The 25,492-nt window shown below is 34.7% G+C and carries 19 protein-coding genes, 1 pseudogene and 1 riboswitch; of the genes and pseudogenes, 15 read left to right on the top strand and 5 right to left on the bottom strand.

Translation table 11 applies throughout. The features are described 5' to 3' along the window. Positions 1–342 precede the first annotated feature (342 nt). Complete coding sequence (gene desB, locus G9F74_RS13680; RefSeq protein WP_000661208.1) at positions 343–1,428, top strand: Delta(10) desaturase DesB; 1,086 nt, start codon at positions 343–345, stop codon at positions 1,426–1,428. 52 nt (positions 1,429–1,480) lie between these two features. Here the strand turns inward: desB and G9F74_RS13675 are convergent, their stop codons facing one another. From G9F74_RS13675 to G9F74_RS13665, 3 genes are all read right to left on the bottom strand, one after another. Next, the gene (locus G9F74_RS13675) at positions 1,481–2,173 is read right to left on the bottom strand and encodes an amino acid ABC transporter permease (protein WP_000461553.1); all 693 of its coding nucleotides are present in this window, start codon (positions 2,171–2,173) and stop codon (positions 1,481–1,483) included. A 93-nt stretch (positions 2,174–2,266) separates the two neighbouring features. Beyond that, positions 2,267–3,061 carry an ABC transporter substrate-binding protein gene (locus G9F74_RS13670; protein ID WP_000823745.1) on the bottom strand — a complete coding sequence of 265 codons (795 nt, stop codon included), beginning with the start codon at positions 3,059–3,061 and terminating at the stop codon, positions 2,267–2,269. Between the two features lie 121 nt (positions 3,062–3,182). Next, positions 3,183–3,905 (bottom strand): amino acid ABC transporter ATP-binding protein, encoded by a 723-nt coding sequence (locus G9F74_RS13665; RefSeq protein ID WP_000616919.1) that lies wholly within the window; start codon positions 3,903–3,905, stop codon positions 3,183–3,185. A gap of 211 nt (positions 3,906–4,116) precedes the next feature. Here G9F74_RS13665 and G9F74_RS30675 point away from each other — a divergent pair. From G9F74_RS30675 to G9F74_RS13625, 9 genes and pseudogenes are all read left to right on the top strand, one after another. Continuing rightward, a pseudogene (locus G9F74_RS30675) lies at positions 4,117–4,467 on the top strand (HAMP domain-containing protein); the annotation flags it as partial. Beyond that, positions 4,459–5,409 (top strand): methyl-accepting chemotaxis protein, encoded by a 951-nt coding sequence (locus G9F74_RS13660; protein ID WP_412677988.1) that lies wholly within the window; start codon positions 4,459–4,461, stop codon positions 5,407–5,409. The pseudogene G9F74_RS30675 and the gene G9F74_RS13660, both read left to right, overlap by 9 nt. A 146-nt stretch (positions 5,410–5,555) precedes the next feature. Then, entirely contained in the window at positions 5,556–6,005 is a 450-nt protein-coding gene (gene argR / locus G9F74_RS13655) for an arginine repressor (RefSeq protein ID WP_000711836.1), read from the top strand. 269 nt (positions 6,006–6,274) lie between these two features. Then, positions 6,275–7,507, top strand: a complete 1,233-nt coding sequence (gene arcA, locus G9F74_RS13650) for an arginine deiminase (RefSeq protein WP_000682324.1) — start codon at positions 6,275–6,277, stop codon at positions 7,505–7,507. A gap of 30 nt (positions 7,508–7,537) precedes the next feature. Beyond that, positions 7,538–8,536 (top strand): ornithine carbamoyltransferase, encoded by a 999-nt coding sequence (gene argF / locus G9F74_RS13645; protein WP_000930304.1) that lies wholly within the window; start codon positions 7,538–7,540, stop codon positions 8,534–8,536. A 99-nt stretch (positions 8,537–8,635) separates the two neighbouring features. Then, entirely contained in the window at positions 8,636–10,051 is a 1,416-nt protein-coding gene (arcD, locus tag G9F74_RS13640) for an arginine-ornithine antiporter (RefSeq protein ID WP_000503405.1), read from the top strand. A 37-nt stretch (positions 10,052–10,088) separates the two neighbouring features. Further along, entirely contained in the window at positions 10,089–11,051 is a 963-nt protein-coding gene (gene arcC, locus G9F74_RS13635; RefSeq protein ID WP_000113957.1) for a carbamate kinase, read from the top strand. A gap of 200 nt (positions 11,052–11,251) precedes the next feature. Further along, on the top strand, positions 11,252–11,941 hold the full coding sequence (locus G9F74_RS13630) for a Crp/Fnr family transcriptional regulator (protein WP_001081909.1): 690 nt from the start codon (positions 11,252–11,254) through the stop codon (positions 11,939–11,941). 157 nt (positions 11,942–12,098) lie between these two features. Beyond that, positions 12,099–12,782 (top strand): hypothetical protein, encoded by a 684-nt coding sequence (locus tag G9F74_RS13625; RefSeq protein WP_016107443.1) that lies wholly within the window; start codon positions 12,099–12,101, stop codon positions 12,780–12,782. 122 nt (positions 12,783–12,904) lie between these two features. Here G9F74_RS13625 and G9F74_RS13620 read toward each other — a convergent pair whose 3' ends face one another. Further along, positions 12,905–14,239, bottom strand: a complete 1,335-nt coding sequence (locus G9F74_RS13620; protein ID WP_016107444.1) for an FAD-binding oxidoreductase — start codon at positions 14,237–14,239, stop codon at positions 12,905–12,907. 400 nt (positions 14,240–14,639) lie between these two features. Here G9F74_RS13620 and G9F74_RS13615 point away from each other — a divergent pair, with 400 nt between their 5' ends. The 4 genes from G9F74_RS13615 (at position 14,640) to G9F74_RS13600 (ending at position 22,075) form a co-directional block, all read left to right on the top strand. Next, positions 14,640–16,304, top strand: coding sequence for a glycoside hydrolase family 13 protein (locus G9F74_RS13615; RefSeq protein WP_016107445.1), 1,665 nt, complete (start codon positions 14,640–14,642; stop codon positions 16,302–16,304). Positions 16,305–16,509: 205 nt separating this feature from the next. Next, positions 16,510–18,147 (top strand): PTS transporter subunit IIBC, encoded by a 1,638-nt coding sequence (locus G9F74_RS13610; RefSeq protein ID WP_000705554.1) that lies wholly within the window; start codon positions 16,510–16,512, stop codon positions 18,145–18,147. A 4-nt stretch (positions 18,148–18,151) separates the two neighbouring features. Further along, positions 18,152–18,943, top strand: coding sequence for an endonuclease/exonuclease/phosphatase family protein (locus G9F74_RS13605; RefSeq protein WP_016107446.1), 792 nt, complete (start codon positions 18,152–18,154; stop codon positions 18,941–18,943). 306 nt (positions 18,944–19,249) lie between these two features. Next, complete coding sequence (locus G9F74_RS13600) at positions 19,250–22,075, top strand: YhgE/Pip domain-containing protein (RefSeq protein WP_016107447.1); 2,826 nt, start codon at positions 19,250–19,252, stop codon at positions 22,073–22,075. Between the two features lie 40 nt (positions 22,076–22,115). Here the strand turns inward: G9F74_RS13600 and topB are convergent, their stop codons facing one another. Next, complete coding sequence (topB, locus tag G9F74_RS13595) at positions 22,116–24,305, bottom strand: DNA topoisomerase III (protein WP_016107448.1); 2,190 nt, start codon at positions 24,303–24,305, stop codon at positions 22,116–22,118. Positions 24,306–24,495: 190 nt separating this feature from the next. Beyond that, positions 24,496–24,605: riboswitch (TPP riboswitch) on the top strand. A gap of 72 nt (positions 24,606–24,677) precedes the next feature. Here topB and thiM point away from each other — a divergent pair. Further along, positions 24,678–25,487 (top strand): hydroxyethylthiazole kinase, encoded by an 810-nt coding sequence (gene thiM, locus G9F74_RS13590; RefSeq protein ID WP_016107449.1) that lies wholly within the window; start codon positions 24,678–24,680, stop codon positions 25,485–25,487. Positions 25,488–25,492: the final 5 nt, after the last annotated feature.

Raw genomic sequence — 25,492 nt, 5'->3', positions numbered from 1 at the left:
GTATATGTATATATATAGTGGATAAATCCGTATGAAATCTATACTTTTTTTTTAGTGAAATAAAGTATGATTATAAAAATATAACCAACTTTTATTACTAGGTCATAAAAGTTGTTGACAATATAGAAATTCTATTGTTATGATTCATCATGTGGAAAGGTTGATAGAGAGTAAAAAGAGAAATGTTTTTCATTGATAATAAAAGCGAAAAATAAGTGACGATAGAGTGAGTATATTTTCCTTATAATAAATGCTTTTTGGATCACCTAGTAAAATCAATCTGGAAGCAAGAATTAATATATGCAAGTTGCGCAGGGCGCGGCATAAGAAAGGGGCAAAAGGATGAAGGAGCTTCATACGTTTGGGTGGTATGCAGCACGTGTATCACCACATTTGCCAAAAAAAGCATTTAAACCAGTTCCTACTCGTTTATTTGGTGGACTGGCTTATTTACTTGTGGCATTAGCGGGGTTAATAGCGATTGGTGTATTTGAATTGAATGTGTGGGCAAATCTAGGAATTGCGATTGTTCTCGGACTATGTTTTGCTTCACTTGGGTTTTTAGGGCATGAAATTTTACATGGGACAGTTGTAAGAAAGGCATGGCTTCGTGATTTCTTAGGCGCGATTGCATTTATGCCATTATCAACAGGACCAAAACTTTGGAGAAAGTGGCATAATGCAACGCATCATGTTCATACACAGCATGAAGAGAATGATCCAGATGCATGGCCGACACTTGAGAAGCTTAAAAAAAGTAAGTTTTTAAGTTGGGTATATCGTATGCCTCTTCATGTACGTTCATTCTTTAGTTTCCTGTCACTAACAATTCAATTTACATTGCATTCAACTCGAATGTTCTTTCATTTTATAAAAGAATTTAAGTCATCGAATCAAAAATCTGTATGGCTTCAACTTCTTTTGCCTTGGACAGTTTGGATTAGTTTATTATTTATTATGGGACCTGGAAAATGGTTATTTGCATATGTGATTCCGTTGTTAATTGCTAACTTTATTGTAATGGCATATATCGCAACAAATCACCGCTTAAATCCAATTGTTCCAGTAAATGATCCGTTAGCAAACTGTTTATCAGTAACAGTGCCGCGCTGGGTAGACGTTTTACATTTCAATTTCTCGTATCATACAGAACATCATCTGTTCCCTGCTATGAGCTCTAAATACTATCCGTTAGTAAAAGAGAAGATTAAAGAAATGTGGCCGGAACGCTATCACGAAATGCCGATGACAAAAGCATTGGCAGCACTTTGGAATACACCACGTGTGTATTATCACGGAAGTGAATTAGTTGATCCGCATAGAGAACATTTCTACGGTTCTTTAGGAAATGGATTAGACCCTCATAATATTTCATATCGTGAGGAACATATAGAAGAAAAAGAGAGTATTAAAAAAGTAAATCAGTAAAAGTTGATATATTTTGCAGTGAAAAAGCAAGCCATCTCAGGCTTGCTTTTTTTTATAAAGAAACTTCTTTTTTATTCTTTGTATGGACTTGGATAGAGTTTGTCTCTTTGCGCTGTAATCGTTTTTCTAAAAGGTTAACAAAATAAGTAAATAGGAGAACGAGTACGAGATAATATAAACCAACGATTACATATGTATCTAATTGTTGGAAGTTACTTGCGGCAATTGATAAACCCGATCCCCATAATTCGGACAGTCCTACGTAAGCAACAAGTGAGGAATCTTTCAATCCAATAATAAATTGATTACCTAGAGGAGGAAGAGATAGACGAAATGCTTGTGGTAATATAATTCGGCGCATCGCCAAAGGGTAAGGCATGCCTAAAGAGCGAGCAGCTTCTAATTGTCCACGGTCAACGGATTGAATGGATCCACGGAAAATTTCGGTAATATATGCACCGTTATGAATTGCTAAAGCAATTGCTCCTGCCCAAAAAGGGGTGAACACAACAACAGATGTAATACCAAAATAGAGAATTGCGATTTGAACAATTAAAGGTGTACCACGAATAATGGCGATGTAGACATGAGCGATACTATTTAGAACTTTATTGTTAGAGATTCGAAAGAAAGCGAATAGTAATCCAATTAATGAGCCGAGTACTAGGGAAGTTAATGTTAATTGTAATGTGACAATAGTAGCTTTTAAGAGTGTGGGGTAGGTAGAGATAAAAATTTCAAACATGCGTTTCACCTCATAGTGTATAGATTTTAGTAGGGAATGAAATACCCCACATAAAAAGTGGGGCATGATTTATGGAATCTTTGAATAGTTAACTTACTTCGTTTTTGCCTCTTCTCCAAGAATATTACGACCAAACCATTTTTTACTAATCTTTTCGTACGTACCATCTTTAATGATTTCATCTAAAGCTTTATTTACTTTTTTAACCATTTCTTTATCATCTTTGCGAATAGCAATTCCCATTTCATCAAGATTTAATGGTTTTCCAGCTTCTTTTATATTTGATTTACCTTCTTTAATCATTCGAAGACCAACCATTTGATCAGTGATTACTGCGTCCACACGCCCAGGCTCTAAGTCCATAAGAGCGGTAATATCACTATCGTATTCTGTAATTTGATCTGTATGTTTTGAAACAAGAGTTTTAAAGGTACTAGCTTTTACAACACCAATTTTCTTTCCTTTCAAATCTTCTGGAGAAGAGATAGACGTATTCTTTTTAGCTACGAAAATCTGGGCACCAGAGCGATAATATGGGTTTGAGAAACTAACAGCTTTTAATCGTTCTTCTGTAATGGCCATACTTCCTAATATCGCATCATATTTTTTTGATTGTAGACCTTGAATTAGCGTTTCCCACGGATTTGTAATAGGAGCGGGTTTCATTCCCATCTTTTTCGCGAGCGCCTCACCTATTTCTACATCAAATCCGGCAAGTTTTCCGTCATTTTCTTTATAGTTAAAAGGTTTGTATAATCCACTCATCGCATAACGAAATTCCTTTTCACCATTTGATGAAGTAGTCGAGCTTTCCTTACTACAGGCTCCTAGTATGAAGGATGTACATAGTGTAATACTCGCAACAATGGTTAATAGTTTTCTTTTCATAAAACCCCTCCTATATATTGATCATACGGATGGTTTTAAGTATGTTATCGAGATATTTTATTTGGACAATTAGTTGTGCACCGTATGAATGTATTTCTTTACGTTTGAAATAGAAGTTACATTATAAAACGTTACGTAAAAATTGTTTTGCTCGTTCATGTGATGGAGCTGAAAAGAATTGCGCTGGTGGAGCATCCTCTACAATTTTTCCGTCATCCATAAAGATGACGCGATCAGCTACATCTCTTGCGAAATTCATTTCATGAGTAACAATAACCATTGTCATTCCTTCTTCAGCAAGTTCTTTCATAACTTGCAATACTTCTCCAACGAGTTCAGGGTCTAAGGCTGAGGTAGGTTCATCAAATAGCATAATTTTAGGATTCATAGCAAGAGCTCGTGCAATCGCAACGCGTTGTTTTTGACCACCTGAAAGTAGGTGAGGAGTTACATCCGCCTTATCTTGTAGGCCGACTTTTTGTAGGAGTTGATTCCCAACATCCTTCGCGTCTGCTTTCTCCAATTTTTTTACGTGAATAGGTGCTTCTATGATGTTTTCTAGTGAGGTCATATGAGGAAAGAGGTTAAAGTGTTGAAAAACCATACCGACATTTTCACGGACTTTGTTTAAATTTGAATGCTTTGGATCAATTCGTTCACCTTGTAAGTGAATTTCACCTTCATCGTACATTTCTAAAAAGTTAAGACAGCGAAGTAATGTACTTTTGCCGGAACCACTGGCACCGATTAAAACAACAACTTCTTTTTCTTTTACTTCTAAATCAATTCCTTTTAAAACATCAAGTGAGCCAAATGATTTTACTAGATTTCGAACTTGAATCATACAAAACCCCCAGCCAAAAATATATTTTACAAATGTTGCCCCTTATTTCTGTTATTAGTCATAAATTGTCAGAATCCTTTATTTTTTTCAGGGGGATTTAATATTCAAAGAAATAATGATTTTTAAAATCCCTATATCTTTCTATAACGAAAATATGGATAATAATATATAGGTAGTACTTATATTGCTTATAAGAAGGGGGAAAGAAGAGATGGGAAAAGAAAGAAAAACATTTTCCTTTGGCTTGCGTATACAGCTTATGTTATTTACTACAGTTTTAGCTTTCATTACATATTCAACAAGTTTAATTTTCATTTACGTTATATATGATTATTTTCAAAGTTATGTAAGTCAAACTGTTTATAATATTATCGTTATGTTATTAGGTGTAGTATGGTCTGGAATTTTAGCGTATGGGGCAGCAATATTTTTAATTAAACCACTTCGAAAGTTGGAAGAAGCAGCAAGGAAAGCGGCTGAAGGTGATATTCGTGAAGATGTCCCATTGCCAAAGACCGATGATGAGATAAAATCTTTAAGTGTTGCATTTAATATGATGCTAGGGAACTTAAGGGGCATGGTAAAAAATATCGATACTACATTTTCGTATACAAATAATCAAGTTCAGCAAATTAGAAAACAAACAGGTGAAGCGACAAAGCAAGCACAAGGTGTGTCTGAAACCCTTGCGGAGATTTCTTCCGGTGCCGAGCAATCAGCAGCATCGATTCAAGCGATCGTTTCTACTGTTGATACAACGACTTCTATTGCAAATGAAGTAGAAGGAAAAGCAAAACAGTCTGACGAGTTGTCTTCAGAAATGGTTCAAGCTTTAGGACAAAGTACACGTGTCTTTACTTCTTTAATTCAAGGTATTCAAACATTGGCGAGAGAAAATGAAGATTCGATGGAAAATGTACAGAAATTAGAAGAGCGAATGAAACAAGTTGAACACATTGTTTCTGTTGTGAGTGAGATTGCTAGCCAAACAAATTTATTAGCACTCAACGCTTCTATTGAGGCAGCTCGTGCAGGGGAGCATGGAAGGGGCTTTGCGGTTGTAGCAGAAGAAGTACGTAAACTTGCTGATGAAAGTGATCATTCCGCAAGAAACATATCGCAGTTATTACGGAATATGCAAGATGAAGTACAGCAAGTCGCATTGAAAATGACAGAGCAGGTGAAGACAGCTAAAGAAGAGGCAAAACGCGGAGAAGCTACAGAATTAATTTTAAAAGAAATGTCATCAAGTGTTATGGAAGTAGCCGATGCAACTAAGCAAATTAGTAGTTATATGAATGAACAAGTGAATCACATTCATCAAACAGGAGCACAAACAAAGGCTGTAGCAGCAATTGCGGAAGAAACGTCAGCTGGTTCACAAGAAGTGGCACGTGTGACGTTGCAGCAGTCTAAAAATATGATAGCAATCGATCAATTATTAAAAGACTTAGAGAAGCAATCAGCGGATTTAAAACAAACAATTGAACGGTTTTCAATGTAAAAGGAAGAACAGAATGCTGTTCTTCTCTTTTTTATTTAGTTTGATTTAATATTTACAGTTAAACTATGAACGTTTCCGCAACATTCTTTTCTGTCCCTTTCGGATGAAAATTATAGCGAGCTATAATATTAAAAGGGGTGTCTTTTATGAAAAAAGAAAAAAGACAACGATTAATTAAACAATTTGTAAAGGAGTATGAAATAGAGAAGCAAGAAAGATTAGTAGAATTGTTAGCAAAAAAAGATGTATTAGTAACACAAGCTACAGTTTCTCGAGATATTCGTGAGTTAAATTTAACGAAGGTACCTTCTCAAGAAGGATTAATGATATATAAATTTTTCTCAGAAGAGCATTTACAAACTGATATAAAGTTAAAGAAAAAATTACGAGAGGTTGTTGTAAAAATTGATTGTGTAGATCAATTAATGGTTATTAAAACATTACCCGGTAATGCACATGTTATTGGTGTTTTGTTTGATGAGCTAGATTGGAAAGAAAAAATAGGATGTGTATGTGGAAATGATACATGCCTTATCATTTCTCAGTCAAAATCAGATAGGGAGATTTTAGAAGAAAGGTTAAATTTAATTATTTAGATGCAAAATCCTGTTTTTAATAAAAATTAAAAACAGGATTTTTGTTTAAATACGGAAGTTAAATATTCAACATATATGCGTAATATATGTGTTTTTTTATTGAAAAATCGGGATGAAGTGTTATAAAAATACAAATTCATATGATTTTAAAAAAATAACTTGTTTAATATTTCACAATGATAATGTGGATGCTTTCACAAAGATGAAGGCGCGTAGCATTTATTATGTACTTGTAAGACATCAAACATATTTAAAAGGAGGTACAACAAATGAAGCATCCGATACATGTTACTTCAGAGATTGGGGAATTACAAACAGTTTTATTAAAACGACCTGGTAAAGAAGTGGAAAACTTAACGCCAGATTATTTGCAACAATTATTATTTGACGATATTCCATACTTACCAATTATTCAAAAAGAGCATGATTATTTTGCACAAACATTACGCAATCGGGGTGTTGAAGTTCTTTATTTAGAAAAACTAGCTGCTGAGGCATTAGTAGATAAAAAACTTCGAGAAGAATTTGTTGATCGTATTTTAGAAGAAGGACAGGCTGACGTAAATGTTGCACATCAAACTTTAAAAGAATATTTACTTTCCTTTTCAAATGAAGAATTAATTCAAAAAATTATGGGTGGTGTACGGAAAAACGAGATTGAAACAAGTAAGAAGACACATTTATATGAATTAATGGAAGATCATTATCCGTTTTACTTAGACCCAATGCCTAATTTATATTTTACTCGTGATCCAGCAGCTAGCGTGGGCGATGGCTTAACGATAAATAAGATGAGAGAACCGGCGCGTAGACGTGAATCATTATTCATGGAGTACATCATTAAATATCATCCAAGATTTGCAAATCACAATGTACCAATTTGGCTAGATCGTGATTATAAGTTTCCAATTGAAGGTGGCGATGAGCTAATTTTAAATGAAGAAACAATTGCAATTGGAGTATCTGCCCGTACGTCAGCTAAAGCAATTGAACGTTTAGCTAAAAATCTTTTTAGTCGACAAAATAAAATTAAGAAAGTGTTAGCAATAGAAATTCCAAAATGCCGAGCATTTATGCATTTAGATACAGTGTTTACAATGGTTGATTATGACAAGTTTACAATTCACCCAGCCATTCAAGGGCCAAAAGGAAATATGAATATTTATATTTTAGAAAAAGGTCCAGATGTGGAAACTCTTAAAATTACACATCGCACTTCTTTAATGGAAGCATTAAAAGAGGTATTAGGTTTAAGTGAATTAGTTCTTATTCCTTGTGGAGGAGGAGATGCAATTGCTTCCGCTCGTGAACAATGGAATGATGGTTCTAATACATTAGCAATTGCGCCAGGTGTAGTTGTTACATATGATCGCAACTATGTATCCAATACGTTATTGCGGGAACATGGTATAGAAGTCATTGAGGTGCTAAGTTCGGAATTATCTCGTGGGCGTGGGGGTCCACGTTGCATGAGTATGCCAATTGTTCGTAAAGATATTTAGTATAAATAACGGAGAAAGTAGGGATGAAGTATGTTAATGACTAGACCAAATTTAAAAGGAAGAAGTTTTCTAGCTGAAAAAGATTTTACACAAGAAGAATTGCTATATTTTCTAGATTTAGCAGCAGAATTAAAAGAGAAAAAGAAAAACGGTGTCCCACATCATTATTTAGAAGGTAAAAATGTAGCGCTATTATTTGAAAAAACCTCTACTCGTACGCGATGTGCATTTACAGTAGCATGTACAGATTTAGGTGCGAACCCTGAATATTTAGGGAAAGGTGATATTCAGCTTGGAAAAAAAGAATCCGTTGAGGATACAGCAAAAGTGTTAGGACGTATGTTTGACGGAATTGAATTTCGTGGATTTAATCATGAAACTGTAGAATCTTTAGCACAAAATTCTGGTGTACCGGTTTGGAATGGATTAACAGATATGTGGCATCCAACACAAACACTTGCAGATTTATTAACAATTAGAGAACATGTAGGGAAATTAAAAAATGTGAAGCTTGTTTACGTTGGAGATGGACGAAATAATGTTGCTAATAGTTTACTAGTTGGTGGAGCGATTGTTGGAATGGATGTACGTATTTGTACACCGGAATCTTTATGGCCAGAGCAAGAAGTAATTGATTTAGCAAAAAAATATAATGAACAGGTAATGATAACAAGTAATGTGGAAGAAGCTGTTGCGAATGCAGATGTAATTTATACAGATGTATGGGTGTCTATGGGGGAAGAAGAAAAATTTGCTGAACGTGTTGAGTTATTGAAACCTTATCAAGTAAATATGAAAATGATTAAAGAAACAGGGAATGAAAACGTGATTTTCTTACATTGTTTACCCGCATTTCATGATGTGGAAACGATGTATGGTGAGGAAGTTTATGAGAAATATGGGTTGAGGGAAATGGAGGTAACTGACGAAGTATTCCGCAGTAAACATTCAAAAGTATTTGATCAGGCTGAAAATAGAATGCATACAATTAAAGCGGTTATGGCAGCTACTTTAGGAAACATGGAGTAAAGAAGAAAGGGAGTCTTCCTTTCTTCTTTCTCCTCCTTTAGACACTATCATTCACTATTGCTTTTGTATTGTTATTGCAATTAAAGAGAGGTGAGTGGAATGGGTGAAGATAAGAAATTAGGGTTGTTTACATTAACGGCGCTTGTAGTGGGGTCTATGATTGGCGGTGGAGCATTTAATTTAGCAAGTGATATGGCAAAAGGTGCTGGTGCTGGAGCCATTATTATTGGTTGGGTTATAACAGGAATTGGGATGATTGCGCTTGGATTATCTTTTCAAAATCTAACTGTAAAGCGGCCAGATTTAGATGGTGGTATTTTTAGTTATGCAAAAGCAGGATTTGGTAATTTTATGGGGTTTAATAGTGCGTGGGGATATTGGCTATCTGCCTGGCTTGGTAATGTAGCTTACGGCACATTATTGTTTTCTTCATTAGGTTATTTCTTCCCAATCTTTGAAGGCGGTCAAAATGTAGCATCCATTATTGGTGCAAGCGTATTATTATGGTGTGTTCACATGTTAATTTTACGTGGAGTTCAATCAGCGGCACTTGTGAATTTAGTAACTACAATCGCAAAATTAGTACCTGTATTTGTATTTATTGTCATAGGAATCTTCGCATTTCATATTGATACGTTCCTAGATGGATTTTGGGGACAAACTGGTTCTTTTTCATGGGGAGCAGTTGGCAGCCAAGTTAAAAGTACAATGCTTGTAACTTTATGGGTGTTCATTGGGGTAGAAGGGGCTGTTGTTTTATCTAGTCGAGCAAAAAATAGAAGTGATGTAGGGAAAGCAACGGTTATTGGCTTAATTGGTACACTCATCATTTACATTTTAATTACATTACTGTCTCTTGGACTTATGCAGCAAGCAGATATTGCTAATTTAAAAAATCCGTCTATGGCTTATTTATTTGAAAGTGTTGTTGGAAAATGGGGTGCTATCTTTATTAATTTAGGTTTAGTTATCTCTGTATTAGGTGCTTGGTTAGGTTGGACTTTACTCGCATCTGAAATTCCGTATTTGGCGGCTAAAGATGGAGTATTTCCAAAATGGTTTGCAAAAGAAAATAAAAATAAAGCTCCAATAAATTCATTATGGATAACAAATGGCTTAATTCAAATGTTCTTATTAACATTCGTCGTTTCCGATCAGGCGTATAACTTTGCATTCTCATTAGCATCTTCAGCTATTTTAATCCCATATGCTTTTTCAGCATTTTATCAACTGAAGCATAGCTTAAAGTCTGAAGAAGCGGATCGAAATAAAAATATAATAATTGGTTTGATAGCAAGTATGTACGGTGTGTGGTTAGTTTATGCAGCTGGTTTAGAGTATTTATTATTAACAATGACTTTATATGCGCCAGGTATTTTTATTTTTTACAATGTTCAAAGGCAAAAGAGTTCGAAGCAAATATTTACTCGAGTAGAATTAGCATCATCGGTAGCAATTGGTGCTTTAGCATTCTTTGCGATTTATGGATTAATTACAGGCAGTATTACTTTATAAAGCGTTGTGAAATCGAAATCAACTGGAGGGCTGAAATATGGCACGAAGAAAAATTGTAGTTGCACTAGGGGGAAATGCGATACAGTCTGGGAAAGCTACTGCGGGAGCACAGCAAGAAGCGTTAGAAAAAACAGCGGAACAACTTGTGAAAATAATGGAAAATGATGTAGATATAGTAATTGCGCATGGAAATGGTCCACAAGTGGGAAATATTTTATTACAGCAAAAAGCTGCAGAAACGGAAAAGACACCTGCAATGCCATTAGATACTTGTGGTGCAATGAGCCAAGGGATGATTGGATATTGGATGGAAAATGCGATTGAAAAGGCATTGAAAAAAAGGAATATAAAAAAAGATGTAGCAACGGTTATAACACGCGTTGTCGTGGATGAAAAAGATGAGGCATTTAAAAATCCAACTAAACCAATTGGTCCTTTTTATACAGAAGAAGAGGCCAGAAGATTAATGGAAGAAACAAAAGCAGTGTTTAAAGAAGATGCTGGCAGAGGGTGGAGACGTGTTGTTCCATCACCGAAGCCTGTAAGTATTCATGAACATAAAGTAATTAATTCTTTAGTTGAGGATGGAAATATAGTGATAGCTGTTGGTGGTGGTGGAATTCCAGTAATTGATTCTGAAGAAGGGTTAAAAGGAACTGAAGCGGTTATCGATAAAGATTTCGCTGCGCAGAAATTAGCTGAATTAGTAGATGCCGATACGCTCGTAATTTTAACTGCAGTTGATCATGTGTATGTAAATTATAATCAACTGAATCAAAAGAAATTAGAGCATGTCACAGTGAATCAATTAGAAGAATACATGGAAGAACAACAATTTGCTGCGGGAAGTATGCTTCCAAAAATTGAAGCTGCTATTAATTTTGTTAATACAAATCCAAAAAGAAAAACAATTATTACGTCTTTAGAAAAAGTATATGAAGCACTAGAAGAAAAAGCTGGTACTATTATTTCTAAACAGAATGTATGCATGTATGTTTAAATAATTATGTACGCTATTTATTAGTAAAAAAGAATGGAGTTAGTAACTTCATTCTTTTTATGTATTAATATTTTTTGTAATCATTGTTCATAAAGTTTTCATGATGAAATCTGAATATATAAGTTAGTTATGATAAAATTTAATTTGAATACGCTTTCTTGATTTTTCGCTCCAACATACAGCAAGAGAGAGGGAATCTTATGAATAGACGGAACGTAGTTAAAGATTTAAAGCAATTTGAATTATTTGCTCATTTAACAGAAAAGAAATTGAAAGGTTTGACGGAGTTTGTCTATTGGCGAACTTATAAAAAGGGTCAATTTTTATTTTTAGAAGGGGATTCAAGAGAAAGAATTTACTTCATGTTAGATGGTTTTGTAAAGTTAGAGCGGGTAAATCAAAGTGGAAATTTATTATATGATGACTATGTAAAGCGGTATTCTATTTTTCCTTATGGTGGTATGTTTACAGACAGAGGATATAACTATACGGCAGAAGCGATGACAGATGTAGAGGTATATTATATTCCGACAGTAATTTTTGAAGATATGGTGAAATCTAGTAGGACGCAATTAATGTACGTTGTTCAGCAATTATCATCAATATTAAAACTAAACGAAAATCGAGTGCAAAACATTACAATTCCTAATGCACAAGATCGAGTCATTCAAACATTAAATTATTTAATGCAAGATTTAGGAGAACAGAGTGGCGAAACGATTGTAATTTCATGCCCACTTACAACAATTGAAATATCGAAAATATCTGGTACGTCTCGAGAGACGGTTAGCGGCGTATTAAAACAATTAAAAAATGATAGTATTGTTACAATTCTGGATAAAAAAATTACAATACATAATCCAACATATTTTGAGGAAATCTCTATGTGAAAATTGCATATGGATTTTCTAATTCATACTGTATATTAATAAAGTTCTTTATATATTTATAAGGAGCTTTTTTACGTTATCCTCTATAAAAAGATTGTATAGCATGGTAATAATAGCTAAAATCGATAATAAAAAAGTAAGGGGAAGGAGAGAAAGAATGGTCCGAATTGAGTATGATCGATTAGTAGCTATTTGTTACAGTATAGGGGTTTTGTTATTATTAAAAATTCCAAACGATAATGAATTAATTGGGGAAAAACTATTCAATTTCTTTAATGTTCCGGTATATACATATACTTATATGGATTATAAAGTCTCAAATATAGTAATCGTTTCTTTCATACTACATGTAATCGCATTTATATTATTTGTAAAATGGTTAGTAAAAAAGAAAGCTAGTACATTTAGAACAATGAATAAGATAAAAGTAGTAGGCATTAGTATTTTGATTTTAATGATGCCTTTTATGCTAAATAACATCCTCCAGACATTGAATAAAACATGGTACTACGCAGGAAAAACAGGGGTAGAGGCGATAGAATATAAAAAAGAAGATAGTCAATGTAGAATGGAGAAGAATGGAGGGGATATTGAACAAAAGTGCATTGTTACTTTAAAAAATTATCGTAATCATTCACAAGCATTAAAAATTGTTTTATATGATAATGCAACAGAAACTTCCAAAAGTTATCCAGTACCGAAACCAGTCTATTTACAAAAACATGAGACAAAGCAATTGGAATTTCAAATTCCTGTTGCTTATAATAGCGGTATTGAAAAAGATAAAGTACCAAATATTAAATTACATTCATTGCATAAAAATGATGAGAAATACAATTAATCCGTAATTGAAAGTTTATGAGTAGGAGCAATAATTTGAAAAGATATAGAAAATCAACTTGAATCATCCAACATGCTGCGAGGTAACGGCATATTGGATGATTTTTTATTTTATCCCCTTTTTTACGTATGAAAGGGTGGGATACTTTGTTGAAAACGAAAAACATTGCAAGGATCATATATGGTTTTCACTTTACGTAATCTGTGAAAGTTAGAATTATAGTAACTAGTTTGCCAATTTTTAATGTCGATATCGGGCCAATTGACATAATCACCTAGTGTATAAGGATATAAGCTTTCTCTTAAATCTTTAACCCAGCGTATATTTCGATTTTCTTCATCATCGCATTTCCAAGAGGTAATGTATTCTTGCGCAATAATTGCTTTGCGATGGAAATAAGCTGTTTCAGTAGGCGAAATATTTTCCACAGCACCTACGAGCGATTGGTGCCAAATACTCGCATCTTTATTTGGTGCATGAGAAAGAAAATATTGCATAATCTGAATGCCTTTAAGAGGGATAGGTTTATATACGTAGGAACCGGAGCGCTTGAAGTTTTCAGGGATGTTACCACTGTTAAAAAATTCAACAGCCTTTATATAAGGAACTTCATCTATAAAGAGAGAGGGGGTACCGGTTTCAAGAAGTGGTGATAATAAGGAATGGAGTTCAGAGAGAGAGCCAACAAACTCACCTTGTGCTTCAATTTTATTTTGTTGCTTTGCGAATAATTCAATTGATGAAGTGAGACGTTCATCTATATAAGGCGCCCAGTTTTGCCAAGCTTGAAATGCAGCGATAAAATCTTCCCATTCCCATGTGATGGAGAAGATTGATACATTTTTTATAGGATGTACTCGAAAAGTTAAAGAAGTAACAATTCCGAAGTTTCCACCACCACCGCCGCGGCAAGCCCAAAACAAGTTAGGGTTTTCTTGTTCGTTTGCACGAATGATTTTTGCACCCAATTTACCGCATGCTTGTACCATTTCAACTTCTACTAATTGATCACATGTTAATCCAAATAAGCGTGAAAGCATACCGATACCACCACCAAGTGTTAATCCAACAATTCCAACACTTGCACTTGTACCAGCCGGTATTGTAACACCATAATTCCAAAGTTCTTTATAAACCGTACCAAGATTTGCACCAGCTTCAATTGTTGCTGTTAATTTATTTGTATTAACAGTAATGCGATGCATTTCACTCACATCAATAATAAGTCCTCTATTTAAAAGAGAAAAATTTTCATAGCTATGACGTCCGCTTCTTAAGCGAAATGGTATATGACGTTCACGTGCCCATTTTAAGGCATTACACACATCATTTTTATTTTGGCAAAAAACAATAATACAAGGGAGTTTTGGAATACTTAAATTTAAATTCATTCGGGCTACGTCATAGTCAGGATCTGAGGGAACAACGATACGACCTGTTAATTTTGTTTGTTTCAATTTATCACTCCTTTCTAAAATAAGCAGTGCTTTTTATTAATATATGAAAAGAGTATGTAACGTGCGTGGACAAGAGCAGGTAAGAATGAGATTTACCTTTGTGAGAAATAAATAAAGTGAAGGCTAATAATCAGTGGGAGTTTTGTTCCTCCCCCACTGATTATTAGCCTTCACCAATCGGACTTTAACGGGCAGCCCGATCCCCACCGAACTTCTTTGCTTTCGCTGAATTTTGAGGTGGGGTTCTTACTGCCCGGCCAATAGCGGGATAAAGCATAAGAATAAGGAATCTACATAGAGTTCAATGAAAACAGTTGCAAACTATTCATATTTTGTTATGATAGTGTTACGAAAACGTTTGCATAAAATTTCCGATGGGATGCAAAAGGAGAGAATGACTATGAATAAGACATGGTGGAAAGAAGCAGTTGCTTATCAAATTTATCCACGAAGCTTTATGGATTCAAATGGTGATGGTATTGGAGATTTACAAGGTATTATTGCAAAGCTGGATTATTTAAAAGATTTAGGTATAGATGTAATTTGGATTTGTCCAATGTATAAGTCTCCCAATGATGATAATGGTTATGATATTAGTGATTATCAAGATATTATGGATGAGTTTGGTACAATGGCGGATTTTGATGCTTTATTAGATGAAGTTCATAAGCGTGACATGAAGCTTATTATTGATTTAGTTATTAATCATACAAGTGATGAACATCCATGGTTTATTGAATCTCGTTCATCTAAAGACAATCCGAAGCGTGATTGGTACATTTGGCATGATGGTAAAGATGGTGCGGAACCAAACAACTGGGAAAGTATTTTTAATGGTTCGGCATGGGAATATGATGAAGTAACAGAACAATATTATTTACATTTATTCTCACGTAAACAACCAGATTTAAACTGGGAGAATAAAGAAGTTCGTGAAGTGTTATACGATACAGTTAATTGGTGGCTTGATAAGGGAATTGATGGTTTCCGTGTTGATGCAATTAGCCATATTAAAAAAGAAGATGGCTTCAACGATATGCCAAATCCAAAAGAATTAAAATATGTACCATCTTTTGATAAACATATGAATGTGGATGGTATTCAACCTTTATTAGAAGAGTTAAAAGAAAATACATTTTCTAAGTACGATATTATGACTGTTGGTGAAGCGAATGGCGTTAAGATTGAAGATGCTGAGCTTTGGGTTGGAGAAGAGCAAGGTAAATTCAATATGGTATTCCAGTTTGAACATTTAAGCTTATGGGATGCAGAAAAGAAGAAAGACCTTGATGTTGTAGGATTGAAAAAGGTATTAACGAAATGGCAAAAAGGATTAGAGAATAAAGGATGGAATGCTTTATATATCGAGAATCACGATAAGCCACGTATCGTTTCAACGTGGGGAGATGATAAACAATATTGGCGTGAAAGTGCAACAGCTCTAGGAGCGATGTATTTCTTTATGCACGGTACACCGTTTATTTATCAAGGACAAGAAATTGGTATGACAAATGTTCAGTTACCAAATATTGAAGATTACGATGATGTAGCAATTAAAAATTTATATCGAGAGAAAATTGCAGAAGGCGTATCACATCAAGATATGATGGAAATTATATGGGCTTCTTGCCGTGATAATTCACGTACACCTATGCAGTGGAACGATGAGATGAATGCTGGTTTCACAACAAGTGCACCTTGGTTTGGCATGAATCCAAATTACAAAGAAATTAATGTTGAAAAGCAAAAAAATGACGAAAAGTCTATTTTCAATTTCTATAAGACAATGATTGCCTTGAAAAAAGAGCACGATGTATTGAATTATGGTACGTACGATTTACTTTTAGAGGACGATCCACAAATTTATGCATATACACGTACGTTACAGGATGAAAAAGTCATTGTAATTAGTAATATCTCAAAAGAGGAAGCTGTGTATAATGAGCCTTTATTCGCACTAGAACGCAAACGTTTGCTTTTAAATAACTATGAAGTTGCGGAACATGAACAATTAACTACAATCACGTTAAAACCTTATGAAACAAGGGTTTATCGCATTTCATAATACAAAAGGATGCTCCTTGAGCATCTTTTTTTATGAAAAAAAATAAATTTCTATTGCAATGTGAAAACGCTTTTATTAAAATAGATTTATGAAAACGGTTGCGTAACAAAAAAGATAAAGCAATATGAGGAATCGTTTTCATAAGAGAAACAGAAATTATAATTTAAATCATTATGTTGTTATAAATAAAGGGGAGGAAGAACAGATGAAAATTACGTCTTTTGATTTTTGGCAAAAGTTCGGGAAAGCATTATTAGTTGTTGTAGCTGTAATGCCAGCAGCTGGTTTAATGATTTCCATCGGTAAGCTAATTGGAATGTCTGCTGGGGATATTAACGCAGTTCATACTATTGCTCGTGTAATGGAAGACATCGGTTGGGCAATTATTACAAATTTACACATTTTATTTGCAGTAGCAATTGGGGGATCTTGGGCGAAGGATCGCGCAGGTGGTGCATTTGCAGCACTATTAGCATTCGTCTTAACAAATCGAATTACAGGAGCAATATTTGGCGTAAACGCTCAAATGTTAGCGGATTCAAAAGCGACAGTTTCTTCAGTATTAGCAGGAGATTTAGTTGTAAAAGATTACTTTACTTCTGTACTTGGTGCACCAGCATTAAACATGGGAGTTTTCGTAGGGATTATCACAGGTTTCTTAGGAGCTACTTTATATAACAAATACTATAACTATAATAAACTGCCACAGGCATTAGCATTCTTTAATGGAAAACGATTCGTACCATTCGTTGTAATTGTTTGGTCTACAGTCACTGCGATTGTATTATCACTTTTATGGCCATTTATCCAAAGTGGATTAAATGAATTTGGTCGCTGGATTGCAGCATCTAAAGATAGTGCGCCAGTTGTTGCGCCATTTGTATATGGAACGTTAGAACGTTTATTATTACCATTCGGATTACATCATATGTTAACGATTCCGATGAATTACACAGAGCTAGGCGGAACATATACGATGTTAACTGGCTCAAAAGTTGGACAAATTGTAGCAGGACAAGATCCATTATGGCTTGCATGGATTACAGACTTAAATAATTTATTAGCAAGTGGAGATACGAAAGCATATAACGATTTATTAAATAACGTTGTACCAGCTCGTTTCAAAGCTGGACAAGTTATCGGCTCAACAGCAGCGTTAATGGGGATTGCTTTTGCGATGTTCCGTAATGTTGATAAAGAAAAACGTGCAAAATATAAACCAATGTTCTTATCAGCAGCATTAGCAGTATTTTTAACAGGTGTAACAGAACCAATTGAATTCATGTTCATGTTTATTGCACCAGTACTATATGTTGTATATGCTATTACAACAGGACTTGCATTTGCATTAGCAGATTTAATCAACTTACGTGTTCACGCATTTGGATTTATTGAGTTAATTACTCGTACACCGATGATGGTTAATGCAGGACTAACAAGAGATTTAATCAATTTCGTTATCGTTTCATTAGTATTCTTCGGTCTTAACTTTACATTATTCAATTTCTTAATTAAAAAGTTCAATTTACCAACACCAGGACGTGCAGGTAACTATATTGATAATGAAGATGAGTCATCAGAAGGAACAGGAAATGTACAAGATGGTTCATTAGCAACAAAAGTTATTGATTTATTAGGTGGAAAAGAAAATATTGCTGACGTAGATGCTTGTATGACGCGTTTACGTGTAACAGTAAAAGATTTAGATGTTGTTGCACCAGAAGCGCAGTGGAAACAAAATGGTGCTTTAGGACTGATCGTAAAAGATAAAGGTGTACAAGCAGTATATGGTCCGAAAGCTGACGTATTAAAGTCAGACATTCAAGATATGTTAGGTGCGTAATAATATGAAATTGCTAACTTTAAACTGTCACTCTTGGCAAGAAGAGAATCAAATGGAAAAGATAAAATATCTTGCTAAAGTCATTCAAGAAGAAGAGTACGATGTTATCGCATTGCAAGAAGTAAGTCAGTCTATACAAGCTGAAAATGTATGCGGTAACAAGAAAGAAGATAATTTTGGACTTTTACTATTAGAAGAGTTAAAAGCGTTGCATGTAAAAGATTACAATATTACTTGGGATTTCTCTCATATTGGTTATGATGTGTATGAAGAAGGATTAGCGATTCTAACGAAACATAATGTTATAAAAGAAGATATGTTTTTTGTATCAGAAAATAAGGATACAACGTATTGGAAAACACGCAAAATTGTAAGTGCAACAATTGCTTATAATGGTAAGAACATCACGTTTTACTCTTGCCACCTCGGTTGGTGGAATGACGAAGAAGAATCATTTAAAGATCAAGTGGATTGTTTGATGGAGCGTGTAGATAGCAATGAACTTTCCTTCTTAATGGGTGATTTTAATAATAACGCCCGTTTGCAAGGGGAGGGTTATGAATATATGATACAAAAAGGTTTGTATGACACATATGAACTAGCAATAGAGAAGGATGAAGGAACAACTGTCCAAGGTGAGATTGCTGGTTGGGATGAAAATAAACATAATTTGCGAATCGATCTAATATTGTGTAACCGAAGTGAAAAAGTTCGTTCTTCAAAAATTATTTTTAATGGTACAAATCGAAATGTAATTTCAGATCATTTCGGTGTAGAGGTTCAATTAGATATATAATAGAAGAAATCCTCACAGATGATGAAAAGCTGTGAGGATTTTTTTTAGGAATACAAGTATTTCCAAGAGAAAATACTTGTATTTTTTATGACATTTCCTATATATTTGTTATTATTGAATGTAAAACTAATTTGGTCATTTTGTATGCATACTTTTTTTACTTCGTTATATAATGAAGTAAGTGAAATATTTAATGGGAAAAATAGTGTGTTTTCGTTTAATCCACGATGTAGAAAGTGATATAATTGCAAAATGTATGTATCATTTTCTAAAGAAGGAAAAATATATAATTAGGTGATAACTTCTATGAAACAAATTTGGCGTATTTATAAGACAGATTTACGGAATGTAGCTAAACATTGGGCTGCAATTGTTATTGTTTTAGGGTTAATGATTTTACCATCGTTATATGCATGGTTTAACATTAAAGCTTCTTGGGATCCATATGGAAATACAAAAGAGGTTCCCATTGCAGTTTCTAACCAAGATGCAGGCTCTAATTTAAGAGGGAAAGATATCAATATCGGGGACGAGATTGTAGATTCTCTTAAGAAAAACAAAAATCTTGGCTGGAAATTTGTAGATGAAAAACAAGCAATTTACGGAGTTGAACGCGGGGATTACTATGCAAGTATTACAATTCCAAAAGACTTCTCTGAAAAGATTGCAACTGTTCTGGATGAAAATCCAAAGAAACCAGAACTGGATTACTATGTGAATGAAAAAGTAAATGCGATTGCACCGAAAATTACAGCAAAAGGTGCATCAGGTATTACAGAAGAAATTAGTAAAAACTTTGTTAAAACAGCAAACGGTGAGATTTTTAAAATTTTCAATGACCTTGGAATCGATTTAGAAACAAACTTACCAAGTATCGAGAAAGTAAAAGATCTTGTATTTAAGTTAGAAGCGCAGTTCCCAGAAATGAATACACTTATGGATAAGGCGTTAGATGATGCGACTCGAGCAGAAGATGTTGTGAAAGTGGCGCAAAAAGAGTTGCCGGTTGTAGAAAGTGTTATTAATGATGGTCAAGAAGCGTTAGGGAATTTAGATAAGTTCTTTGCAAACAACGATCAAACATTGCAAAATGCTCCTGGGACAATACGAAATCATTTAACAGCAGCTAAAGAGGTAATGGATAAAGCGAATGCTTTTACGGATTTTTTAATGCATCCGGGAATAGACTTTTCTGGTATGAAAGGATTGCCTGAAATTCCAGCGCGTCCGGATCTTTCAAAGTTGAACGATGAAGGTTATAAAAATATTGCAAGAAACATTAATCAAACAGTGAATAATGTTTTAAACTCAGCACGTGCAGGAACAACATACGGGAAAAGTGTTGTAAATGGATTGCAAAATGGACAGTTTGATCCGGAAAAGGCAAAGCAAGATCTTAATGCGGTTTCTGAGAATCTTCAAGGTCGTACAGATAGTATTGTGTATCTTATTAATGTATTTACTGAACTTCAAAAATCAGCGACGACTGATTTTGGTCAAAGCTTCTTCCAAGGGCGAGTGGATCGCTTAACTAGTCTTAAAGGCAAAATGGAAAATGCAAATAACGGTATTAAAGATATTGTAAATGTTATTGGCACAGGACAAGAAGTAAAGAAAGATGTAACAGATGCAGCAAATCAAAAATTAGATGCAGCAAATGGATTAATTGATCAAGCTGAAAAAGATTATAATGAAACATTTGTAGCAGATTATAAAAAAGCAGTTAGCACAGTTGATCAAGCGAAAGCTGATGCAAATGAAGCATACGATACTGTGAAAAATGAATATGATAAGTTTAAAAATGGTGTTGAAGATGCTAAAGCAAACATATCAAATAAAGGTGTTACTGATTTAGATTGGGCAAAAGTATCCTTAAAAGAATTAAATGGTCAATTACAAGCTACTAAGAATCTAATTGGTGATGCGATTCCGGTTCTAGAAAGCACAAATAAGGTATTAGCAGATGTAAATAGTGACAAAAACCTTAATAATGGAATTGCAAAATTGAATAAAGCACAAAATACTGTTCAAAAAGGTATAGATGCAACGAATAAGGCAACTACACTAATTAACAATGGACAGAAGCCTACAAAAGAGGTTGTAGAAAGTATTAATGAAGCAACTAAAAATGCCTCAGCTCAATTAGGAGATTTCTTAGCAACATATGATTCAGAAATCGTTCCAAACTTTAATACAGCAATTGAACGTACGAAACGTATGTCTAAAAACACAACTCAAATTTTAAGCGAAGCAGACAAAAAGCTTCCAGATGTTAAAAAATTACTAGAAGATTCATCAAAAGGCTTAGTAGACGGTAGAAAGAAATTAGCAGACATTAAAGCCGAAATGCCGGAGACTGAGAAAAAGATTAAAGAATTAGCAGATAAAATTCGTGATTTTGAATCTGAAGAAGATTTAAAAGACATCATACGCCTATTGAAAAATGATGTTGAAAAGCAAAGTGATTACTTTGCAAATCCAGTAAATTTAAAAGAGAATAAATTATTTGCGATGCCGAACTACGGTTCAGCGATGTCACCATTCTATACAGTGCTTGCATTATGGGTAGGCGCATTATTAATGGTTTCATTATTAACAGTAGAAGTACATGAAGAGGGCGCAAATTATAAGAGCCATGAAGTTTACTTCGGACGTTTATTAACATTCTTAACGATAGGTCTTTCACAAGCGTTTATCGTATCGATGGGAGATATATTCTTACTCGGTACGTACGTAGTCGATAAGTTCTGGTTTGTATTATTTAGTTTATTTATTGGTGGAGTCTTCGTCTGTATCGTATACTCACTCGTTTCTATTTTCGGAAACGTTGGGAAATCGATGGCGATCATTTTACTTGTACTGCAAGTAGCAGGGTCGGGCGGAACATTCCCAATTCAAATGACACCGGCGTTCTTCCAAGCACTTTATCCGTTCTTACCATTCACGTATGCAATTAGTGCAATTCGTGAAACAGTGGGTGGAATGCTTTGGGATATAGTAACGAGAGATTTACTTGTACTAAGTGCTTTCGTAGTAGTTATGATTGTTGCTGCATTATTACTGAAAACACCAATTAATAAATCAAGTGAAAAATTCGTTGAGAATGCAAAAGGAAGTAAAATCATTCACTAAAATAAAAGGTTCCTACCAATAGAGGTAGGAACCTTTTTGTTTAATCAAATTTTAATTTTTTTAATGCTTCTGCGAACGGGTTATTTAATGGTTCTTCTTCTTTGTTCTGTTGTTTCAAATATTTTTGAACGTCACGCTTATCAGCTTTGTTTCCAGATTCTTTTTTACGTCTCTCCTGGAATGTCGATAATTTTTCGCGATAGCCACATTTACATGCAAAGATTTGACCTTCACCTTCACCACGTAGTTCTAGTTTCTTCTTACATTGTGGACAACGAGCGTTTGTTGTACGAGATACATTTTTACGATGACCACATTCACGGTCTTGGCAAACGAGCATTTTTCCTTTTTTGCCGTTTACTTCTAGCATTGGTTTACCACAGTCTGGACAAGACTTCGTTGAAATGTTGTCATGTTTATATTTTTTATCACTTGATTTAATTTCAGAAACAATTTCTTTCGTATAGTTCTTCATTTCAGAAATGAAGACTTCTTTTTTCAGTTTACCCTTTGCGATAGCCTCAAGTTTTTGTTCCCATTCACCAGTTAGTGTAGGAGATTTTAACTCTTCTGGTACTAAATCAAGTAACTGACGGCCTTTTGATGTAATGTGAATATCTTTACCACGCTTTTCAAGTAAAAATGAATTGAAGAGTTTGTCGATAATATCTGCACGTGTCGCTACAGTGCCTAATCCACCAGTCGATTTTAACGTATCAGCAAGTTGTTTATTTTGCGTATCTATATATTTTGTAGGATTCTCCATTGCTGAAAGTAAAGTCGCTTCATTAAATCGTGCAGGAGGCTTTGTTTGACCTGATGTTTGCATAATTAACTTTACAGCTAATGTATCACCTTTTTCAATGTGAGGTAGAAGCTGCTCTTTTACGTCATCAGTTACATCATCGTCTTCAAAGCGATTTTCGTATACTTCTTTCCAACCAGCGTGTAAAACCGTTTTTCCGCGTGCAATGAACGTTTCATTACCAACTTTTGTGCGTAACGTTAGTTGCTCGTATTCGAATGCAGGGAATAAAACAGCTAAGAAACGTTTCACAACTAAATCATAAATTTTACGCTCTTTATCTGTAAAGGATGAGAAGTTAACGTATCCTTCTGTTGGAATAATTGCGTGATGATCGCTTACTTTACTATCATCAACAAATGATTTATTAGGCTTAATTGGCTTTTGTAGTACTTTATGTGCTAACGGACGATATTCCCCGACACCGCACGCTTTTAGACGTTCTGGAAGTGTTCCAACGATATCAGATGAAATGTAGCGTGAATCTGTACGAGGATACGTTAACACTTTATGTTGTTCATATAATTTCTGCATAATGTTTAATGTTTCTTTAGCAGAGTAACCAAACTTTTTATTTGCATCACGTTGTAATTCAGTTAAATCGTAAAGACCAGGAGAGAATGACTTCTTCTGTTTTTTATCAATTTCCACAACAGTGGCATTTTGTTTATCTAGATTTTTTACAATAACATCAATTTTTTCTTTATTAAAACTACGGCTATTACCGTTTGCATCTTGCCAAGTTAGTTTTAACTTATCAGTTGTTTGCGCTTCGATACCGTAGTAAGTTTGAGCTTTGAAGTTTTTTATTTCATCTTCACGACTAGCGATCATAGCAACAGTAGGTGTTTGTACACGACCACAATTTAGTTGAGCGTTAAAGCGAGTTGTTAAAGCTCGAGTCGCGTTAAGGCCGATATACCAGTCAGCTTCTGAACGCGCAACTGCTGAAGCGTATAAATTGTCATATGCCTTACCTGGTTTTAAATTTGCAAAACCATCTTTAATTGCTTTATCGGTTACAGAAGAAATCCATAAACGTTTAATTGGTTTATTTAGCTTAACTTTATCGATAATCCAGCGTGCGACTAATTCGCCTTCACGCCCTGCGTCTGTAGCGACAATAATTTCATTTACATCTTTTCTAAGTAGCTGGCTTTTCACAGCATTAAACTGTTTACCAGTTTGTTTAATAACCGTTAATTTCAAACGCTCCGGTAGCATCGGTAAATCTTCTAAATTCCACTTTTTATATTTCACATCATAGCTTTCTGGATCTGCTAATGTAACGAGGTGACCTAAAGCCCAAGTTACAATATATTTACTACCTTCAAGATAGCCGTTTCCTTTTTTATCACACTTCAGTACACGAGCAATATCTCGCGCAACGGAAGGTTTTTCAGCGATTACAACGCTTTTTGACATATTAAAAACATCCTTTCAAATTTCCATAAGTTAAATATAGCATACATTTTCTTGAGATTCAGTTTCGCTCGAGGTTTGAGCTGTTTTAGTGGAATGAACAAAACCCCCACTGATTAATGTTTCACTTTATACGGAAAAGTAAAGAACTTGTTATTTTACTAGAATAAGAGTAGACTTTGAAGTAGATGAATAACAAACACATGGGAGTTTGTGGATGCAAACTGAGAGTATGACTAATCCGTCATTGACCATTTGAACCTGTTGGATAATGCCAGCGTAGGGAGAGTGTAAAAGCACATGTTCAGGCACTTTGCATACGCGCAAAGTGCCTTTTTGTGTATCTCCCATCATTATAGTTAGGAGATGAAAAGGATGAATAGGAAAGAAATTAGTAAAGTAGTGGATTTAGTGAGGGAATCTAATCCCCTCGTTCATAATATTACAAATGTTGTTGTGACAAATTTTACGGCGAACGGTTTGTTAGCATTAGGGGCATCGCCTGTAATGGCGTATGCAAAAGAAGAAGTAGCAGAAATGGCTAGTATTGCGGGAGCGTTAGTATTAAATATGGGTACACTTCGTTCTGAAGAAGTAGAAGCGATGTTACTTGCTGGTAAATCAGCAAGTGTGAACAATGTACCGGTACTGTTTGATCCAGTTGGTGCAGGAGCAACATCGTACCGAACAGAAGTTGCGAGACATATTCCAGCTGAAATAGATCTAGCGATAATTCGTGGGAATGCAGCTGAAGTAGCTAACGTTATTAATGAGAGATGGGAAATTAAAGGGGTAGACGCTGGTACTGGCAATGGCAATGTTGTAAATATTGCAAAACAGGCAGCAGAGGGATTGAATACAGTTGCGGTCATTACTGGAAAAGAAGATGTCGTTACAGATGGAGAGCGAACGATTCTTATTCGAAACGGTCACTCTATTTTAACAAAGGTTACTGGAACGGGTTGTTTACTAACTTCTGTAATAGGAGCATTTGTTGCGGTAGAAAAAGATTATGTAAAGGCAGCAGTAGCAGCATTAATATTTTATGGTGTAGCTGCGGAACTAGCAGCTGCTAAGACGGTAGAGAAAGGGCCTGGTAGTTTCCAAATTGAATTTTTAAATCAATTAGCAAATACAACTTCAGATGATATTGAGAAGTATGGGAAGATTGAGGAGTTAGAGTAAGGGGG

Source organism: Bacillus sp. EKM202B (assembly GCF_011066025.1).
GTDB lineage: Bacteria > Bacillota > Bacilli > Bacillales > Bacillaceae_G > Bacillus_A > Bacillus_A toyonensis.
The sequence above is the reverse complement of the archived record's forward strand: the minus strand, read 5'-3'. Positions and strand labels throughout refer to the sequence as shown.

Excerpts from the sequence above, each read along its gene's own strand:
- desB (WP_000661208.1), top strand. The coding sequence starts at position 343 with ATGAAGGAGCTTCATACGTTTGGGTGGTATGCAGCACGTGTATCACCA.
- G9F74_RS13675 (WP_000461553.1), bottom strand. The coding sequence starts at position 2,173 with ATGTTTGAAATTTTTATCTCTACCTACCCCACACTCTTAAAAGCTACT.
- G9F74_RS13670 (WP_000823745.1), bottom strand. The coding sequence starts at position 3,061 with ATGAAAAGAAAACTATTAACCATTGTTGCGAGTATTACACTATGTACA.
- G9F74_RS13665 (WP_000616919.1), bottom strand. The coding sequence starts at position 3,905 with ATGATTCAAGTTCGAAATCTAGTAAAATCATTTGGCTCACTTGATGTT.
- G9F74_RS13660 (WP_412677988.1), top strand. The coding sequence starts at position 4,459 with ATGATGCTAGGGAACTTAAGGGGCATGGTAAAAAATATCGATACTACA.
- argR (WP_000711836.1), top strand. The coding sequence starts at position 5,556 with ATGAAAAAAGAAAAAAGACAACGATTAATTAAACAATTTGTAAAGGAG.
- arcA (WP_000682324.1), top strand. The coding sequence starts at position 6,275 with ATGAAGCATCCGATACATGTTACTTCAGAGATTGGGGAATTACAAACA.
- argF (WP_000930304.1), top strand. The coding sequence starts at position 7,538 with ATGTTAATGACTAGACCAAATTTAAAAGGAAGAAGTTTTCTAGCTGAA.
- arcD (WP_000503405.1), top strand. The coding sequence starts at position 8,636 with ATGGGTGAAGATAAGAAATTAGGGTTGTTTACATTAACGGCGCTTGTA.
- arcC (WP_000113957.1), top strand. The coding sequence starts at position 10,089 with ATGGCACGAAGAAAAATTGTAGTTGCACTAGGGGGAAATGCGATACAG.
- G9F74_RS13630 (WP_001081909.1), top strand. The coding sequence starts at position 11,252 with ATGAATAGACGGAACGTAGTTAAAGATTTAAAGCAATTTGAATTATTT.
- G9F74_RS13625 (WP_016107443.1), top strand. The coding sequence starts at position 12,099 with ATGGTCCGAATTGAGTATGATCGATTAGTAGCTATTTGTTACAGTATA.
- G9F74_RS13615 (WP_016107445.1), top strand. The coding sequence starts at position 14,640 with ATGAATAAGACATGGTGGAAAGAAGCAGTTGCTTATCAAATTTATCCA.
- G9F74_RS13610 (WP_000705554.1), top strand. The coding sequence starts at position 16,510 with ATGAAAATTACGTCTTTTGATTTTTGGCAAAAGTTCGGGAAAGCATTA.
- G9F74_RS13605 (WP_016107446.1), top strand. The coding sequence starts at position 18,152 with ATGAAATTGCTAACTTTAAACTGTCACTCTTGGCAAGAAGAGAATCAA.
- G9F74_RS13600 (WP_016107447.1), top strand. The coding sequence starts at position 19,250 with ATGAAACAAATTTGGCGTATTTATAAGACAGATTTACGGAATGTAGCT.
- topB (WP_016107448.1), bottom strand. The coding sequence starts at position 24,305 with ATGTCAAAAAGCGTTGTAATCGCTGAAAAACCTTCCGTTGCGCGAGAT.
- thiM (WP_016107449.1), top strand. The coding sequence starts at position 24,678 with ATGAATAGGAAAGAAATTAGTAAAGTAGTGGATTTAGTGAGGGAATCT.